Genomic DNA, 17,633 nt, shown 5'->3' on the forward strand with positions numbered 1-17,633 from the left:
CCGGCCACCAACAACGGATCGGGCGGCGTGTCACAACTCCCGGTTGTGGCAGTAGGTTCGCTCACGTGGACCTCGACGCGGTTCGGACCTTCACCGCCGTCGCGGCGGCCGACCAGTTCCAGGCCGCCGCCGACGAGCTGGGCATCAGCCAGCAGGCGGCGTCGAAACGCGTGGCGACTCTGGAACGCGAGCTCGGCGTCCAGCTTTTCGCACGGACCGCGCGGGGTGTCCGGCTCACCGCCGACGGACAGGCGCTGCTGCCCCACGCGCGTGAACTCCTGCGCGCCGCCGAACGCGCCACGGCGGCGGTGACCCCGGGCCGCCGGGCGCTGCGGATCGACGTCATCAGCCGCCGGATCGCGCCCTCCCACGTGCTCCGCGACTTCTATCGGCGAAATCCCGGCATCGACCTCGACGTCGTCGCGCTGACCGGGGCCGACGCCCCCTCGGCGCTGGCCGAGGTCGGCGCGGGCACCCTCGACGCGACCTTCCGCTCCCTGCGGGCCACCGCGCGCAAGGTGCCGGGCGGGCTCCAGGCGGCGCGTGTCATCGACGACCGGCACGAGCTGCTGGTGGGGCCCCGGCATCCGCTGGCGAACGCCGGAACCGTGACACTCGCGGACCTCGTCGGGCACCCCGTCTGGATGCCGGGAATGACCGACCCCGAGCCGATCGGCTACTACGAGGACCTGGCGAAGGCGTTCGGGCTCACCATCGACACGATCGGTCCGAGCTTCGGCGTCGAAACGCTCCTCGACGAACTCGCGGACTCGGACCGGCTCGCCACGTTCGCCGGTGAGGGCTCGCGCTACCTCTGGCCGGAAAGCTACGATCTGCGCCGGATCCCGGTGGTCGACCCCGTCCCGGTCTACCCGCTCTCGGTGATCTGGCGAGCGGACAACACGCACCCCGTTCTCGCCGATTTCCTCGACCATCTCCGCGCCCGATACGAGTCGACGGCCCGCGACGACGTCTGGGTACCGGACTGGGCCCGCTGAAACCCGGTCAGGGCCGGATCAGGGCGTCGCCGAGTTCGGTGCGCCGGTAGCGAACCTCGCGCCCGCGCCGCGTGGTGACTCGCTGGCCTTCACCGTCCAGGCGACCGGGTTCGGGCTCGGTTCGCTCGGCGTCGGCGTGCTTCCGCTCTGGCTCGCGCCGTTGTTCGGTACCTTTTCCGCGGCGTTCGTCGTTGTCATGCTGGGGACCCGGGCCCGGCGAACTGTTGGCACTGCGTCAGCAACGTCGTAGCCTGGGTCTTACGTCGATACCACGGGAGTGACGCCGATGACCGCCGTGCAGCCCAAGCCGACCTCGGTCGGCGAGACCTTCGACTCGCTGAGCCCGGCGACCGACGAGGTGGTCGGGACCTACCCGATCACCACCGCGGACGAGGTGAGGGCCGCGGTCGAACGGGGCAGGGCGGCCGCCGACTGGTGGGCGGGCCTCGACTACGCGGGCCGCGCCGAACGGCTGCGCCGGTGGAAGGGCGTGCTGACGCGTCGCCTGCCGCAGCTGTGTCAGGTCGTGCGCGACGAGACCGGCAAGCCGATCGCCGACGCGCAGCTGGAGAGCGTCCTCGCGATCGAGCACGTCGCCTGGGCGGGCAAGCACGCGCGCAAGTACCTCGGCAGGCAGCGGCGCGCGGCCGGGCTGCTGATGGCGAACCAGGCGGCGACGGTCGAGTACCGCCCACTGGGCGTCGTCGGCGTGATCGGGCCGTGGAACTACCCGGTGTTCACCCCGCTCGGCTCCATCGCGTACGCGCTCGCGGCCGGGAACGCGGTCGTCTTCAAACCGAGCGAGTACACCCCGGGCGTCGGGAAGTGGCTGGTCGACGCGTTCGCCGAGGTCGTCCCCGAGCACCCCGTGCTCCAGCTGGTCACCGGTTTCGGGGAGACCGGCGCGGCGCTGGTCGGGGCCGGTGTCGACAAGATCGCCTTCACCGGTTCGACCGCGACCGGCAAGAGGATCATGGCCGCGGCCGCCGAGACGCTGACGCCGGTGGTCATCGAGGCCGGCGGCAAGGACCCCGTGCTGGTGGACGCCGACGCGGACCTCGACGCCGCCGCGGACGCCACGGTGTGGGGCGCCTTCTCGAACTCCGGCCAGACCTGCATCGGCGTCGAGCGTGTCTACGTCCACGAGCGCGTGCACGACGAGTTCGTGCGCAAGGTCGTCGAGAAGTCGAAGGACGTGCGGGCGGGCTCGGACGAGGCCGCGCAGTACGGTCCGGTCACCATGCCCTCGCAGCTCGGGGTGATCCGCAAGCACATCGCGGACGCGCTGGCCCGTGGTGGGAAGGCGGTGCTCGGCGGGGTCGACGCCGTCGGCGACCGGTACGTCCAGCCGACGGTGCTCGTCGACGTCCCCGAGGACTCCGAAGCGGTGCGCGAGGAAACCTTCGGCCCGACCGTCACCATCGCGAAGGTGCGTGACATGGACGAGGCGGTCCGGAAGGCCAACGACACCAAGTACGGCCTCGGCTCCACGGTGTTCTCGAAGTCGCGTGGCCTCGAACTGGCCCAGCGGCTGCGCACGGGCATGACCTCGATCAACGCGCCGCTCTCGTTCGCGGGCGTCGCGTCGCTGCCGTTCGGCGGTGTGGGCGATTCCGGGTTCGGCCGGATCCACGGCCCGGAGGGCCTGCGGGAGTTCGCGCGGCCCAAGGCCATCGCGCGACAGCGGTTCACCGCGCCGATCACGCTGACCTCGTTCAGTCGCAAGCCTTCCACGGACGCGCTGGTGGCGAAGCTGATCACGGTGCTGCACGGGAAGCGGTAGCGGGTCTTTGCTCGGTCCGTGGGGGCCTCCCTGAGGGACTACAGGTCCCTCAGGGAGGCCCCCACGTCGTTGCCCTCGTGTCGGCACACGCCAAGGCCGAGTTGGCGGCGCTCAAGTCCCCGAAGGTGGCCTTCGGAGACTTGGGCACCCGGACAGCGGCGGGTTGCCCACACACTTGTCCACAGCCCCGCGCCGTTGTGGACAACTCCGCCCTTTGTTGATCTTGAACCCCGTTTTGTCGTACCCCGGCGGTAGAATGGTGTTGGGGTCGCCCCCCGGAGAGGGCGGGGGACACTCTCTCAGTGGAGGGCGGGTTTTCGGTAGGGGCAGCACCGAGGGGTGCCGCGGTGGGGGCTTTTGCCGCCCGTACACGGAGCCGTGCGGGGACGCGAGCGGGGCCGGGTTCAGTGGCCGGCGGCCTTGATGAGGTCGGCGGCCTTCTCGGCGACCATGATCGTCGGGGCGTTCGTGTTGCCGCGCGGGACGATCGGCATGATCGAGGCGTCCACCACGCGCAGCCCGTCCACACCGCGCACGCGCAGCGCGGGGTCGACCACGGCCTGCTCCCCGGTGCCCATCGAGCACGTGCCCACCGGGTGATACAGCGTCTGCGTGTTCGCCCGGACGTGCTCCCGCAGCGCGTCTTCGTCCACATCGGACCGGTCGGGCAGGAAAGGCTTGTCGAGAAAACGTGCCAGCGGGCCGGATTTCGCGATCTCCATCAGCGTCCGCAGACCGGCGAGGGTCGCCTCCATGTCCGCGGGATCCGCGTAGTACGCGGGGTCGATCAACGGCTTCCACAGGGGATTCGCCGACTTCAGCCGCAGCCGCCCCCGGCTCGCGACGTCCACCAGTGTGGTCGCCGAGGTGAATCCCGGCACCGTCGGCTCGCGCATACCGTTGTCGTAGAACAACGTCGGCGCGACGTGGAACTGCATGTTCGGCGCGGTCAATCCGTCCACAGTGGACATGAAGCCGCCCGCCTCGCCCACGTTGGACGCCAGCGGGCCGCGCTTGGTCAGCTGGTAGCGGACGAGCCCGGCCGGGGTCGCGGCGTCCACCAGGTCCGTCGTGCCCCTGGTGGACCAGATGACCGGCGCCGCCGGGTGGTCGTGCAGGTTCTCGCCGACCCCGGGCAGCGCGGTCACGACGTCGATGCCGTGCTCCCGCAGGTGTTCGGCGGGCCCCACCCCGGACACCATCAGCAGCTGTGGTGAGTTGATCGCCCCGCCGCACAGCAGTACCTCGGCCGAGGCGTGCGCGGTCCGCTCGGTTCCACTGTCCAGATAGGACACTCCGGTGGCACGTGTGCCCGAGAAGAGCACGCGGGTCGCCTGCGCGCCGGTGCGGACGGTCAGGTTCGGCCGCGTCAGCGCCGGACGCAGATAGGCGTCCGCGGTGGACCAGCGCGCGCCCTTCCGGCACGTCACCTGGTAGAGCCCGGCGCCGTCCTGTGTCTCGCCGTTGAAGTCCTCGTTGCGCTTGAGACCCCACGAGACCGCCGAGTCCACCCAGGCGTGGGACAACTCGTGGGTGAACCGCCGGTCCTCGACGTGCAGCGGCCCGTCCGTGCCGTGCCACGGGCCGCCGAACCGCTGGTTGCCCTCGGCGCGCTTGAAGTACGGCAGCACGTCGTCGAAGCCCCAGCCCTCGGCACCGTGCGTGTCGCGCCAGGCGTCGTAGTCGGCGCGGTTGCCGCGGATGTAGATCATCGCGTTGATCGACGAGCAGCCGCCCAGCGTCTTCCCGCGCGGCCAGTACGACGTCTTCCCGGTGTGCTTCTGTTCGACCGTCTCGTAGTTCCAGTCCCATTTGGTCTTGAACAGCGCGGCGAACGCGGCGGGGATGTGGATCTCGTCGGCGGTGTCCTCGCCGCCGGCCTCCAGCAGCAGCACCCTCGCCGCGGGATCCTCGCTCAGCCGGTTCGCCAGCACGCAGCCCGCGCTGCCCGCGCCGACGATGACGTAGTCGAAGGAGTCCTGCTCGGCCACGTTGCCTCCCGGGGTATTGGCACCCTGCCAAGGAGTATCATGACGCAGCTCACCCTACGCGCAACTCCGCCGAAAGCGGATCAGTCCGAGCGGGGATCGAACGAGGTCACGCACGGGCCGCCGGTCGCGTGGTCGTTGGTTTCCACCCGGCCCTGCCCGGTGACGCCGTCGACCTTGGTGTCGAGGTGCACGATCGTCCGGCCCGCGGTGCGCAGCACGTCCGTCGACCGCGCGGTGAGCCGCACCTCACCGTTGATCAGCTGCTGGGTGCCGCTGCGGGTGGTGTCCGGCGCGTTCTCGCACATCACCGACAGTGCCGCCGGGATGTCACGGCCGTTGACGGCGGTGATGAACTGGCCGATCGCGTCCGCGCCGTCCTTCACCTCGGGCCGGGGCTTCGGATCCGTCGACGTGCTGGCCAGCGGCTCGGGCTCGCCGCCCGCCTTGGCGTCACGCACGCACCAGCCCTGCTCACCGGGGATCATCGCGATGCCGTAGCTGATCGGCCCCGCGGTCACCGTCGCCGCGCGTTCCTGCGGCCCGGTCGGATGCACCGGGTTGCTGATCTTCGCCTCGTCCTTCGCCACGGCGAAAGCCTGCCCGGCGGTGTAGGACCGCTTCGAGCGGATCTTGCACCACAGCCGGTCGAACATCGCCTGCTCGGTGACCACGTTGGCGAACGACTGCGCCAGCTGCTCGGGGGTCCCCCGCGACGTCGTGTCCAGCTTCTCCTTGAAGAAGCCCGGCGTCACCCACCCGGTGAACGCGACCCCGCCGCCGAGCAGCACCACGACCGCCACGAGGCTGATCCACAGCCCGGCCTTCGACTTCTTCTTCGGCGGCTGTGGCGGGTACTGCCCGTATTGCGGCGCGTACTGGGGCCCGTACTGCGGTTGTCCCTGTGGGGGATAGGGGCCCTGCTGCGGGTAGGGGCCCTGCTGCGGATGCGGGCCCTGCTGTGGCGGGTGGCTCATGTCTCCCCCTCGATACCGGTCCGTCAGGCACCCAGGCTAGTGAAGTACGCTCTGGCGGTACCCACGACCTGCGTGAATAAGGAGCAGCCTGCCGTGGCTCGAGTCGTCGTCGACGTCATGCCGAAACCCGAGATCCTCGACCCGCAGGGCCAGGTGGTGGCCCGTGCGCTGCCACGGCTGGGCTTCAGCGGCGTCACCGAGGTTCGCCAGGGCAAGCACTTCGAGCTCGAGGTCGACGACTCCGTCGACGACGAGACGCTCGCCAAGATCGCCGAGGGCCTGCTGGCCAACCCGGTCATCGAGCAGTGGACGGTCCGGCGGGTGGAGGCGTGACCGCCCGGATCGGCGTCATCACCTTCCCCGGCACCCTCGACGACGGCGACGCGGCCCGCGCGGTCCGCTACGCCGAGGCCGAGGCGGTCCCGCTGTGGCACGCCGACGAGGACCTCAAGGGCGTCGACGCGGTCGTCGTCCCCGGCGGCTTCTCCTACGGCGACTACCTGCGTACCGGCGTGATCGCCCGCCACGCACCGGTGATGACCGCGGTGATCGAGGCCGCCCACCGCGGTATGCCGGTGCTCGGCATCTGCAACGGGTTCCAGATCCTCTGCGAGGCGGGGCTGCTGCCGGGCGCGATGATCCGCAACGCCGGCCTGCACTTCATCTGCCGCGACCAGTGGCTGCGCGTGGAGAACACCGGCACGGTGTGGACCACCCGCTACGAGCCGGGCGCCGAGATCCTCATCCCGATGAAGAACATCGACGGCTGCTACATGGCCGAGCAGTCCACTTTGGACGAGCTGGAGGCCGAGGGCAGGGTCGTGTTCCGCTACGTCGGCGGCAACCCGAACGGCTCCCGCAACGACATCGCGGGCATCCGCAGCGCCGACGGCAGGGTGGTCGGCCTGATGCCGCACCCGGAGCACGCCATCGACGCGCTGACCGGGCCGTCGGACGACGGCCTCGGCATGTTCTACAGCGCCGTCGACGCGCTGGTGAACGCCTGACCTCTCCGGACGCTCACCAGGCGGAACCGGTTGACCGGGCCGGACACCGGTGGTGGCATGGGACACATGACCTCAGCCACGTCACGGGCGCGCGTCGAGCTGACGTTCGCGATCCGGGTCGACGCGGACCACGAGCGGGCGGCCGGTATCGCCGCCCGCGTAGTCGACGCTGTCCAGCATGCCGTCGGGGACTGTCCGGAACCCGGTGAGGTACTGCTGTTCGAGGTCCCGCCGCCGGCCGTCGGGGCCGCGGTGGACCGCCCGCTCCGGCTGCACGTCCCGTCGCGGCGGGCGCTGCTGCGCGGCGAGACGCTCGACTTCACCCGGCTCGAGTTCGACCTCCTGCTCTACCTCGCCACGCATCCCGACCGGGTACTCGACCGCGACACGCTGATGCGCGAGGTGTGGGAGCTGCCGGGCGGGCACGGCGGCCGCACCGTCGACGTCCACGTGCGCAAGATCCGCGGCAAGCTCGAACCGGTGATCGCGCCGATCACCACCGTGCGTGGCGTCGGCTACCGGTTCGACGGCGCCGACCAGGTCGACGTCGAGTTCACCGAGCACGGTCACCGTCCACTCGCGACGGTGACCGCACTCGGCTGATGCTCAGCCCGCCTTGGAGTAGTCGGTGCTGAGCCACTTTTCCGGCCGCATCCGGACCAGGATCGACTTCTCGGTGAGCGAGCCGTCGACGAAGGCCTTGGCCTCCTCCTCGGGCAGGTAGCGCTCGGCGATCCGGGTCGCCTGCTCGCGGGTGGGGGCCTCGTCGATGGCGACGACGGGCCCTTCCGCGGTGACGTACTTGTACGGCTGCTGCTCGGACTGCGCCACGAGACTGAACTTCCCGGCCGCGCGGATCGAGCGGTCCTTCAGCGAGTCCCGGTCCATCCAGACGAGGATCTCGCCACCGGGCTCGTAGTCGTACCAGACCGGCACGGCCAGCGGCGCGCGTCCTTCCCGCCCGATCGCGAGCACACCGATGTGGACTCCGCTCAAGAACTCCTGACGCTCCTGAGCGGTCATGACCAACGACATATGGATCTCCCCTTGATCGACAGTGTCACCCGGGCCAACCCCGCCACGGCTCCGGACATTCCGGACGGCCCCGATACGCCCCGGAGCCGCCCAAGGACGGGACCTCAGCTCGCGGCGGCGACCAGCCGGGCGTAGGACCCCTCCGCCGCGAGCAGCGTGTCGTGACTGCCCAGCTCGGTGATCCGCCCGCCCTCGACGACCGCGACCCGGTCCGCCGCGGCCGCGGTGTGCAGCCGGTGCGCGATCGCGATCACCGTCCGGCCTTCGAGCACGCTGTTCAGCGACCGCTCCAGCTCCCGCGCCGAACCGGTGTCCAGCAACGACGTCGCCTCGTCCAGCACCAGCGTGTGCGGATCGGCCAGCACCACCCGCGCCAGCGCGAGCTGCTGTGCCAGCGCCGCGGGCACCGGGTACGCGCCGGAGCCGAGCTTCGTGTCCAGCCCGTCCGGCAGGGCCGAGGCCCACTCCGCGGCGCCGGCCGAGGCCAGCGCCGCGGACAGCTCCTCGTCGGTCCAGTCGCCGCCGCCACGCCGGGCGGGCAGCGCCAGGTTCTCCCGCAGCGTCCCGGAAAACACGTGGTGTTCCTGGGTGAGCAGCAGTACCTCGCCCCGCAGGACGTCGTCGGCCAGTGTGGACACCTCGGTACCGCCGATCCGCACCGAACCGGCCGTCGGCGTCGCGATCCCGGCCAGCAGCCGCCCCAGCGTCGACTTCCCGGCGCCGGAGGGTCCGACGATCGCCAGCCGCTCGCCGCGCGGTACCCGCAGGTCGATCCCGTGCAGCACCTCGCGGTCGGCGGTGTACCCGAACCGCACCCCCGCGACGTCGATGTCGCGGCCGCGCGGCGGCTCGGTCACGGCGCCCTCGCCCGACGCGGGCCGGACGCCGAGCACGCGCCGGGCGGCGGCCTGCGCGACCTGCAGGTCCTCCAGCCAGAACAACGCCTCGTTGAGCGGGCTCACCATCGCCTGGCTGTAGAGCACCATCGTGGTGATCGTGCCCAGCCCGGCCCAGCCCTGGCCGTAGGCCAGCAACCCGAGCAGCAGGATCGCCGCGGCCGGGAGCACGTAGCTGATCTCCAGCGACGGAATCCAGCGCATCTGGAGTGCCCGCAGCTTCCGCTCGCCGAGCACCGCCTGGTCGAGCGCCTCCCGGCCGGCGCGGATCCGCCGCTCGGTCAGCCCGAGCGCCTCCACGGTCCGCGCGCCCTCGACGGTCTCGTGCGCGACCGACTGGAGACCGGCCCACCGGTCCAGCATCCACGCCATCACCGCCGGGATCCGCCGCTGGTACCAGATGGTCACCGGCACCAGCAGCGGCAGCGCGATCAGCAGGGCCACCGCGAGCAGTGGCGAGGTGAGCACCATCGCGACCGTCGTCAGCAGCACCGTCACGATCGCGATGAGGATCTCCGGCGCGGCGTTGCGGACGGCGTGGTCCAGCCTGCCGATGTCGCTGGTGGCGCGGCTGAGCAGGTCACCGGTACCGGCGGCCTCGACGGTGCCGAGCGGCAGCGTCAGCGCGTTGCCGACGAAACCCTCGCGGGTCTCCGCCAGCACGCGTTCACCGAACCTCCGCGCCCGGAACCGCGCGGCCTTGCGCGCGGCCGCCTGCAACAGCAGGACCACCACGAACGCCGCCGCCAGCAGATCGACGCGCCCGGTCGTGCCGCCTTCGACGACGCCGTCCACCAGCCGTCCGAGCAGCTGCGGCCCGGCCAGGCCGATCAGCGTGGCCAGGCCGAACATCCCGATCATCACGCCGAACTCGCGCCGGTGCGCGGACGCGGTGTGCCGCGCCCAGCGCCGCACGTCCCGCTGGGACGCCGAGGGGAGTTTCTTCATGGTCACACCGGTGCCTTCGCGCTCACGACCTCGTCGGCCACATGTGTCCACAGTGGACTTTGACTGAACACCACGGTGGTCCGTCCGCGCCGCAGCTTCGCGACGCGCTCGGTGATCCGTGCCTCCGTGTGCGCGTCGACGGCCGAGGTCGGCTCGTCCAGCAGCAGCACGTCGGCGTCCATCGCCAGTGCCCGCGCCAGGTTCAGCCGCTGGCGCTGACCGCCGGAGACCTCGCGTCCCCGCTCGCCGATCAGCTCCTCGACACCCAGGGGCAGCGCTTCCACGATGTCGTCGGCATCGGCCGCGTAGAGCGCGTCACGCGCTTCGACCTCGCTCGCGCGCGGCGGTGTCAGCTGCTCGCGCAGGATCCCGGAGAACCAGATGTCCTGGTTGTGCGCGTACACCACCCGCTCGCGCAGCTCGGCCAGCGCGATCTCGTGCGCGGGCACCCCGCCGACCAGCACCCGCTCGCCCTCGGCGACGTCGGTGAACCGCGCCAGCCGGTCGGCGATCGCCTCCGCGTCCGCGCCGAGGTCGACGACGGTGAGCTTGCCCGCCGCGATCCGGACACCGCTCTCGCTGTCGTAGAGGTCCAACGGCCCCGGCGGCAGCGGCGTCGGCGCCTCCGGATCGGCCAGCTCCCGCCTGATCGCCAGCAGCCCGCACACCTTCCGCGCGGACACCAGCGCGGAGCTGAGCGAGCCCGCGAACTCGGTCATGATCGCCACCGGGCCGACCATGAACGCCGAAACGCCGTAGAACGCGACCAGCTCGCCGATCCCGATGGCGCCTTCGATCGCCAGCCGCGCGCCCAGCCAGGTGATGGCCACGGTGACCAGGCCCGGCAGCGCGATCTCCGCCGCGGCCAGCCACGATTCACTGCGCCCGACCTCGTTGCCCGCCACGCGCACCCGCTGGCTCGCCGCGCGGAACCGGGTGAGGAACCGCCGCTCGCCGCCCACGCCGCGCAGGATCCGCAGGCCGGAGACGATGTCCGCGCCCAGCGCGTTCACGTCGCTCAGGTTCTCCCGCTGGGCCGCCTTGCGCTTCTGCAGCGGCGCCAGCAGCGGCCCGATCCCGGTCACCGCGAGCGGGACGCCGACCAGCGTGATCACCCCGAGCAGCGTCGAGGTCGACAGCAGCGCGATCCCGATCACCACGAACGAGAGCACCGCCCCGGTGGTGCGGCCCAGCACCTCGAGCACGTTGCCGAGGTAGTTGACGTCCGAGGTGGTCACGGCCACGACGTTGCCGGTCGTGGTGTGCTCCCGCAGGCCCGCGCCGACCCGGGTGGTGTGCTCGGTGACCGCCGCCTGCGTCGCCGAGGCCCCGTGGATCCACAGCCCGTACTCGATGAAGTGCAGCAGGGTGCCGAATCCGGTCTGCAACACACCGAGCGCGGCCGCGAGCAGCGCCCAGCGCCAGACCGACGCGGTGTCGTGCGCCGCGATCGCGGTGATGCCCTCGCCGATCACCAGCGGCAGCACCGCACCCGGCAGCAGCCACAACGCCCCGGTCACCGCCGCCGCGAGGGCGTTCCACGGCCGGGCGCGGAAGAGCGCGAGCAGGTACCGGACGGCGGTCGGCCGGGACGGCAGCCGGAGCGTTCGGACGGGATAGGTGGCGGAAAGCACGTAAACCGACGTTAAAGATCGACGCGCGGGCACGCGACCGATTTATGCCGCCGCAGTGGCCACCCGGAGCGGATGTGAGCAGGGCGACGACCTACTCTTGAGGCCGTGGCGAACCCAGACGGCGACACCGTGACCAGCACCGTTGACACCACCGCGCGCGCCGGGACGACCCCGGACCTCGCGCAGCCCTACGTCGAACTCGGCCTCGCCGACGACGAGTACGCCCGGATCCGCGAGATCCTCGGCAGGCGCCCCACCGACGCCGAACTGGCGATGTACTCGGTGATGTGGAGCGAGCACTGCTCGTACAAGTCCTCGAAGAAGCACCTGCGCTACTTCGGTGAGAGCGCCACGCCCGAAATGAAGGAAAAGATGCTCGCGGGCATCGGCGAGAACGCCGGTGTGGTCGACGTCGGCGAGGGCTGGGCCGTCACCTTCAAGGTGGAGAGCCACAACCACCCGTCCTATGTGGAGCCGTACCAGGGCGCCGCGACCGGTGTCGGCGGCATCGTCCGCGACATCATGGCCATGGGCGCGCGTCCGCTCGCCGTCGCCGACGCGCTGCGCTTCGGCCCGGCGGACGCCCCGGACACCAAGCGCGTGCTGCCCGGCGTGGTCGCCGGTGTCGGTGGCTACGGCAACTGCCTCGGCCTGCCGAACATCGGCGGCGAGCTGGTGTTCGATCCGAGCTACGCGGGCAACCCGCTGGTCAACGCGCTGTGCGTCGGCGCGATGCGCGTCGAGGACCTGCACCTCGCGTTCGCCTCGGGCACCGGCAACAAGATCATCCTGTTCGGCGCGCGGACCGGCCTCGACGGCATCGGTGGCGTCTCGGTACTCGCCAGCGACACGTTCTCCGGCGACGAGTCCGCGGCGGGACGCAAGAAGCTGCCGAGCGTCCAGGTGGGCGACCCGTTCACCGAGAAGGTGCTCATCGAGTGCTGTCTCGAACTGTTCGCCGCGGACGTCGTCGTCGGCATCCAGGACCTCGGCGGGGCCGGGCTGTCCTGCGCGACCTCGGAGCTGGCCGCGGCCGGTGACGGCGGGATGCACATCTACCTCGACCGGGTTCCGCTGCGCGCCACCGGGATGACCCCGGCGGAGGTGCTCTCCAGCGAGTCGCAGGAGCGCATGTGCGCGGTCGTCACGCCGGAGAACGTCGAGGCGTTCATGAAGATCTGCGCCAAGTGGGACGTCATCGCCACCGACATCGGCGAGGTCACCGACGGCGAGCACCTGGTGATCACCTGGCACAGCGAGACCGTGGTCGACGTCCCGGCGCACACCGTGGCGCACCAGGGCCCGGTGTACGACCGGCCGATCCAGCGACCGTCCACACAGGACGCGCTGATCGCGGACACCTCGGCGAAGCTGCCCCGCCCGTCCACCGCGGACGAACTGCGCGCCGACATCCTCAAGCTCATCTCGTCGCCGAACCAGGCGTCGAAGGAATGGGTGACCTCGCAGTACGACCGCTACGTCCGGGGCAACACCGTCCTCGCGCAGCCGTCGGACTCCGGCGTCATCCGGATCGACGAGTCGACCGGCCGCGGCGTGGCGGTGTCGACCGACTGCAACAGCGGCTTCGTCTACCTCGATCCGTACGAGGGCGCGAAGCTGGCGCTCGCCGAGGCGTACCGCAACGTCGCGACCAGTGGCGCGACCCCGGTCGCGGTGTCGGACTGCCTGAACTTCGGCGCCCCGACCGACCCCGGCGTGATGTGGCAGTTCGAGCGGGCCGTGCACGGCATCGCCGACGGCTGCGTCGAGCTGGGCATCCCGGTCACCGGCGGGAACGTGAGCTTCTTCAACCAGACCGGCGACGTCGCGATCCTGCCGACGCCGGTGGTCGGCGTGCTCGGCGTCATCGACGACGTGACCCGCCGCATCCCCACCGGGATCGGTGCCGAGGCGGGCGAAACCCTGCTGCTGCTCGGGGAAACCCGCGACGAGCTCGACGGGTCCGCGTGGGCGCGCGAGCTGCACGGCCACCTCGGCGGCGTCCCGCCGAAGGTGGACTTCGCCAGGGAGAAGCTGCTCGCCGAGATCCTCGTCGCGGGCTCGCGGGACGGCATGATCTCCGCCGCGCACGACCTCGCCGACGGCGGTCTCGTCCAGGCACTCGTCGAGACCGTCCTCATCGGACAGTGCGGGGCGCGCGCCTTCCTCGACCACGACCAGGACCCGTTCGTGCAGCTGTTCTCGGAGTCCGCGGGCCGGGTGCTCGTCGCCGTGCCGCGCACCGAGGAACTGCGCTTCACCGAGATGTGCACCGCGCGCGGCCTGCCCTGGCGCAAGACCGGCGTCGTCGACCCGGAGGCGAACTCCCTGGAACTGCAGGGAATCACCACCTTCACCCTCGACGAACTGCGCGAGGCCTGGGAGCGCACCCTCCCCGCCCTGTTCGACTGACCGCGTACCCGGAGGGTCGGCCGCAACCGACCCTCCGGGTACGCGAGCCGACCGCTCAGGTACGCGACCTGACCCGCTGGGTACGCGAGCCGACCCTCCGGGCGCTCACTTGCCCGGCAGTACCGTGCCGGGCGGGAACGTCGCGTCGGTGAAGTCGGGCGGCTGGGCGAACTCGACGTCCTTGAACGAAACCTGGTCGTACGCCGTGAAGTCACGGAACCCGAGCGAGCTGCCGAACTTCGTCCGGTCGAACTCGACCTTGCCGTGGAACTTCGCCCCGGTGAAGAACACCATGTCCCGGAACGAAGTGTCCGCGAACGCGGCGCCGTTGATGATCTCCGTGCGTTGCGCACCGAGCCAGGCGACCCGCTTGCGGGCGAGGTTGAAGCGGTCCAGCCGGGCACCGGTCAGGTCCAGTGCGTACGCGGGCGCGTCGGGCGCGGCCACGTGTGGCAACAGGTTCCGGATCAGCTGCTGGGCGGTCCGGCGTACCTGACGCTCCTGGTCCGCGGCCGCGAGTTCGGCGGTTTCCAGCTCGTCGCCGAAGTTCGGGTGCTTGAACGGCCGTCGCAGGTACGCGCACAACACGTCGATCACGGTCTGCGCGTAGTCCTCCGGACGCGCGCGGGCGAGCCCGGCGAGCGCGTGCATCGCGCCGACCCGTACCTGGTCCGCTTCGTGCCCGAGCAGTTCGACGGCCTTGGCGAATCGTTCGTCGGAAACCCGGCTGCTTTCGACGGCGTGCCTGGCCTCCTCGACGCGGCGCCGCCGATCGTTGAGCCACAGTCCATAAAGGACGGCGATGGCGCCGCCGGCGAGCCCGGCGGTCTTGAGCGCGTCGCCCCGGCTGGTCGCCGGATCGGCGAGCAGCCACGCCAGCACCCCGGCGAACGCCGCCGCGGTGAGCAGGAATGCCCACAGCAGTGGGGATTTCAGCCGGTTCACGGATGCTTGACGGTGATCCGGAACGCGCCGTTGCGCTGTTCCTCCAACGTCCACAGTGGAGGAAGCAGCTGCTCCTTCGCCGGGTCGACGGTCGTGTTGTACAGCGAAACGGCGTCCGGCAGCTCGGCGAACCGGAGGTCGGTCTGACCCTCGAAAGCCGTTCTGGCCAGATCGAGGGATTCCGTGCCGACCGCGCCGAGGAAGTCCGCGCCCTTGGCGAAGACCGCGTCCTTGAACGCGGTCTTCCCCGCGAACGTGGTGCCCCGGAACGAGGCGTCCTCGTGGAACAGCGTCCCGCTGAACCAGGCGCGGTCGTGGAACTTCGTGTTCTCACAACGGAAGAACCCCAGGCCGCGCCCGTCGGTACCGGCGCCGGTGAAGTACGCCGGGCCGCGGACGAGGCAGTGGCTGAGGTTCGTGCTGCTGTGCAGGGAAACGTAACGCATCACCAGCTCGCCGATGACGCGCCGGGACAGGTCGAAGTACTCCAGCGCCGCGCCGGTCAGGTCGAGCTTGTACGCCGGTGCGCCGGCGGCGTCGGCCGCGGGCAGCAGCTCACGGATCAACCGCTGCGCGGTCAGCCGGACCTGCCGCTCCCGGTCCGTCGCCGGGTCCGTCCGCTGCCCGGTCGCGACCTCGTCGCCGTGCGGGTGCTCGAACGGCCGCCGCAGGTACGAGCACAACACGTCGAGCACGGTCTGCCGGTAACCCGCCCGGCTCTGCGCGAGCCCGGCGAGCGCGTGCAGCGCGCCCACCCGTACCTGGTCGGCCTCGTGGCCCAGCAGCTCGACCGACTTCGCGAAGCGCTCGTCGCCGATCCGCTCCCGGTCGAGTTCGGCCCGGCTGAGTTCGAGCGTGTGCCGCTGGCGCTCGACCTCCTGCCGGGCCTCCTCGACCTTGCGCCGCCGGTCGTTGAGCCACAGCGCGTACAGCGCGACGATCGCGCCACCGGCGAGCCCGCCGGTCTTCAGTGCGTCACTGTGGCTCGTTGCCGGATCGGTGAGCAGCCAGCCACCCACGGCCAGCAGCAGCACCGTCGCGGCGACGAACGTCCACAGCAGTGGGGAGCGCATCGGATCAGAAGGCGGAGACCCGGACGCTGAGCACGCAGGGCTTGCCGCTGATGGTGATCGCGCCCGCGGCCCCGGCCGCCTTCTTGCCGCCCAGCGTGCCGCCCACCCGGACGATGGTCGTGCTGGTGTCGGCGGGCTCGATGGTCAGCTGCGGGTCGCCGTTGGTGATCTCGGTGACGCTCTGGGTCACCGAGCTCTCCATGCTGCGGCAGGCGAGCGCGACGGCGCCGTCCTTGTCCTTCGCGTTCAGCTTGTCGATGAAGTCCTTGAGCACCGCCATCTCGGCGTCGTGGTTCTTGCCGGGAGTGCTCGACGACGACGGCGAGGACGAACGCGACGAGCTGGTCCGCGGCGGGGTCGAGGACGAGGGCTCGCTGCTGGTGCCACCGGCCCGCGAGAACTTGGTGACGGCCTTCCAGCACCAGTTGTCACCGGACTTGGCGATCGTGCCCGAGGACGTGCCCTGCCTGCCGTTGACGGTCATGGAGACGGTGGCGGCGTACTCGGTGTCCGACTTCTTCGTCAGCCCGCCCTCCATCTTGACGGCCGAGATCTTGTCGAGGTCCTTGAGCATGCTGTCGATCAGCTTGTCGGAGTCCGGGCACTTCAGCCCGACGAGCGCCGCGTTGTCGTGCTTGTTCAGCCCGTCGATGATCGCCTGCGCGGTCTGCTGCGCCTTGTCCTCGTCCTTGGTGAGCAGGAAGCCGGGCGCGACGAAGCCGGTGATGCCGAACGCGGCACCCAGCACGACGACCACGCCGATGGTGATCCAGAGCCAGGCGAGGCTCTTCTTCTTCGGCGGCGCGGGCGGTCCGCCGAAGCCCTGCGAGTAGGACGGGTTGTTGGGGTCCCACTGCTGCTGCGCGTTGGGGTCGCCCCACTGCTGTTGCTGCTGCTGGGCGTTCGGGTCCCAGCCGCCCTGCTGCGGGTACTGCTGTTGCTGCTGGCCCGTGTTCGGGTCCCAGCCACCGGGCTGGCCGTAGGGCTGCTGGGGCTGACCGAAGCCGCCGGACGGAGGCTGCTGCTGGCCGTACGGATCAGGCTGCTGGCCATAGGGCTGGCCAGGCTGTCCCGGCTGGGGAGGGTAGGTCATCTTTCTCGCCTTTCCGCTGGCTCAGTCTTCTGGCTCAGTCTTTTGTGGTGGCTTCATCCGGCGAACACGAACAGGTTGGCGACACACCAGGTGCCGCCCACGTTGCCCGCGGTGACGAAGCCCGCGGCCTTCTTGCCGTTGAGGGTCCCGCCGAGCTGGGTGCGGGCGGTGTCTTCGCCGCCGACCGGCTCGTCGGCGGTGAGGTGGGGATCGCCGGTGGTGGCCCGCGTGACGGCCTCCTTCACCAGGTCCGCCATGCCGGGGCAGACCAGCGCGTTCAGGCCGGCGGCGTCCTTCGCGTTCAGCTTCGCGAGGACGGTGTCGACGAGCTTGCGCCCGTCGGCGGGCGCCGGGCCTTCGCGCTCGGACGTCGGCGTTGTCCCGGTGCCCGGACGGGACGACGGGACGGGCGCTCCGGTCTGCGCGCGCGAGGTGCCCGCCGCGCTCGACGGGTCCGGAGTCGCGGTCGGCGCGGCGGCGGGCTTGTCCTTGTCGCCGAGGAAGAACCCCGGTGCGACGAAGCCGGTGATCCCCAGCGCGGCCACGACGACGACACCGGCCGCGACCGCGACCCACCGGCCGGTCCGGTTCTTCCTCGGCGGCTCCGGCGGCTGGTTCCCCTGGCCCGGGTACGACGGCGGCGTGCCGGGGTCCCACCCGCCGGGGTGCGGCGAGGCACCCGGTTGCGGTGGATACGTCATCGGTCTGGCCTTCCGTGGTACGCCGTGCTTCGCGCGGTCTGACGGATGGCCTACGCCGGTGGTTCCCCCAGAACTCGACAGCAGCATTGTGCAAGGTGAGACGGCTTCACACAAAAGCGGCTCCCGGTCACACCGCCCGTGAG

The 17,633-nt window shown here is 71.0% G+C and carries 15 protein-coding genes and 1 pseudogene; 6 read left to right on the forward strand and 10 right to left on the reverse strand.

The window, feature by feature from the left end:
- The first annotated feature begins 65 nt into the window (after positions 1-65).
- The gene (locus tag ABD987_RS20405) at positions 66-998 is read left to right on the forward strand and encodes a LysR family transcriptional regulator (protein ID WP_345395617.1); all 933 of its coding nucleotides are present in this window, start codon (positions 66-68) and stop codon (positions 996-998) included.
- Between the two features lie 18 nt (positions 999-1,016).
- On the opposite strand, the gene ABD987_RS44605 is transcribed toward ABD987_RS20405, so the two are convergent.
- Positions 1,017-1,196 carry a hypothetical protein gene (locus tag ABD987_RS44605; protein ID WP_378214185.1) on the reverse strand — a complete coding sequence of 60 codons (180 nt, stop codon included), beginning with the start codon at positions 1,194-1,196 and terminating at the stop codon, positions 1,017-1,019.
- Between the two features lie 88 nt (positions 1,197-1,284).
- On the opposite strand from ABD987_RS44605, the gene ABD987_RS20415 reads away from it, so the two are divergent.
- Positions 1,285-2,781 (forward strand): aldehyde dehydrogenase family protein, encoded by a 1,497-nt coding sequence (locus tag ABD987_RS20415; RefSeq protein ID WP_345395620.1) that lies wholly within the window; start codon positions 1,285-1,287, stop codon positions 2,779-2,781.
- Between the two features lie 404 nt (positions 2,782-3,185).
- On the opposite strand, the gene ABD987_RS20420 is transcribed toward ABD987_RS20415, so the two are convergent.
- A complete protein-coding gene (locus tag ABD987_RS20420) occupies positions 3,186-4,772 on the reverse strand; it encodes a GMC family oxidoreductase (protein WP_345395623.1) in 1,587 nt (528 codons plus the stop codon).
- A gap of 80 nt (positions 4,773-4,852) precedes the next feature.
- Positions 4,853-5,746 carry a hypothetical protein gene (locus ABD987_RS20425; RefSeq protein ID WP_345395626.1) on the reverse strand — a complete coding sequence of 298 codons (894 nt, stop codon included), beginning with the start codon at positions 5,744-5,746 and terminating at the stop codon, positions 4,853-4,855.
- 93 nt (positions 5,747-5,839) lie between these two features.
- Between ABD987_RS20425 and purS the strand changes: the two genes are divergently transcribed.
- The 3 genes from purS to ABD987_RS20440 all read left to right on the forward strand — a co-directional run bounded on the left by purS (position 5,840) and on the right by ABD987_RS20440 (position 7,356).
- Entirely contained in the window at positions 5,840-6,079 is a 240-nt protein-coding gene (gene purS / locus ABD987_RS20430; RefSeq protein ID WP_345395628.1) for a phosphoribosylformylglycinamidine synthase subunit PurS, read from the forward strand.
- Complete coding sequence (purQ, locus tag ABD987_RS20435; RefSeq protein ID WP_345395631.1) at positions 6,076-6,753, forward strand: phosphoribosylformylglycinamidine synthase subunit PurQ; 678 nt, start codon at positions 6,076-6,078, stop codon at positions 6,751-6,753. Before purS ends, purQ begins: the two co-directional genes overlap by 4 nt.
- Positions 6,754-6,819: 66 nt before the next feature.
- Positions 6,820-7,356 (forward strand): winged helix-turn-helix domain-containing protein, encoded by a 537-nt coding sequence (locus ABD987_RS20440; protein ID WP_345395634.1) that lies wholly within the window; start codon positions 6,820-6,822, stop codon positions 7,354-7,356.
- A 3-nt stretch (positions 7,357-7,359) separates the two neighbouring features.
- Here ABD987_RS20440 and ABD987_RS20445 read toward each other — a convergent pair whose 3' ends face one another.
- The 3 genes from ABD987_RS20445 to ABD987_RS20455 form a co-directional block, all read right to left on the reverse strand.
- Positions 7,360-7,776, reverse strand: coding sequence for a pyridoxamine 5'-phosphate oxidase family protein (locus ABD987_RS20445; protein WP_345395637.1), 417 nt, complete (start codon positions 7,774-7,776; stop codon positions 7,360-7,362).
- Between the two features lie 116 nt (positions 7,777-7,892).
- On the reverse strand, positions 7,893-9,632 hold the full coding sequence (locus ABD987_RS20450; protein ID WP_345395640.1) for an ABC transporter ATP-binding protein: 1,740 nt from the start codon (positions 9,630-9,632) through the stop codon (positions 7,893-7,895).
- 2 nt (positions 9,633-9,634) lie between these two features.
- A complete protein-coding gene (locus tag ABD987_RS20455) occupies positions 9,635-11,266 on the reverse strand; it encodes an ABC transporter ATP-binding protein (RefSeq protein WP_345395643.1) in 1,632 nt (543 codons plus the stop codon).
- Between the two features lie 129 nt (positions 11,267-11,395).
- Here ABD987_RS20455 and purL point away from each other — a divergent pair, with 129 nt between their 5' ends.
- Positions 11,396-13,678 (forward strand): phosphoribosylformylglycinamidine synthase subunit PurL, encoded by a 2,283-nt coding sequence (purL, locus tag ABD987_RS20460; RefSeq protein ID WP_345396214.1) that lies wholly within the window; start codon positions 11,396-11,398, stop codon positions 13,676-13,678.
- 105 nt (positions 13,679-13,783) lie between these two features.
- Here the strand turns inward: purL and ABD987_RS20465 are convergent, their stop codons facing one another.
- The 4 genes and pseudogenes from ABD987_RS20465 to ABD987_RS20480 all read right to left on the reverse strand — a co-directional run bounded on the left by ABD987_RS20465 (position 13,784) and on the right by ABD987_RS20480 (position 17,490).
- Entirely contained in the window at positions 13,784-14,623 is an 840-nt protein-coding gene (locus ABD987_RS20465; protein ID WP_345395645.1) for a pentapeptide repeat-containing protein, read from the reverse strand.
- The gene (locus ABD987_RS20470) at positions 14,620-15,696 is read right to left on the reverse strand and encodes a pentapeptide repeat-containing protein (RefSeq protein WP_345395647.1); all 1,077 of its coding nucleotides are present in this window, start codon (positions 15,694-15,696) and stop codon (positions 14,620-14,622) included. Before ABD987_RS20470 ends, ABD987_RS20465 begins: the two co-directional genes overlap by 4 nt.
- Positions 15,697-16,378: 682 nt before the next feature.
- A pseudogene (locus tag ABD987_RS44610) lies at positions 16,379-16,789 on the reverse strand (hypothetical protein); the annotation flags it as partial.
- 53 nt (positions 16,790-16,842) lie between these two features.
- On the reverse strand, positions 16,843-17,490 hold the full coding sequence (locus ABD987_RS20480) for a hypothetical protein (protein ID WP_345395652.1): 648 nt from the start codon (positions 17,488-17,490) through the stop codon (positions 16,843-16,845).
- Positions 17,491-17,633 lie beyond the last annotated feature (143 nt).

It is taken from the genome of Amycolatopsis samaneae (assembly GCF_039541975.1).
GTDB classification, from domain to species: domain Bacteria; phylum Actinomycetota; class Actinomycetes; order Mycobacteriales; family Pseudonocardiaceae; genus Amycolatopsis; species Amycolatopsis samaneae.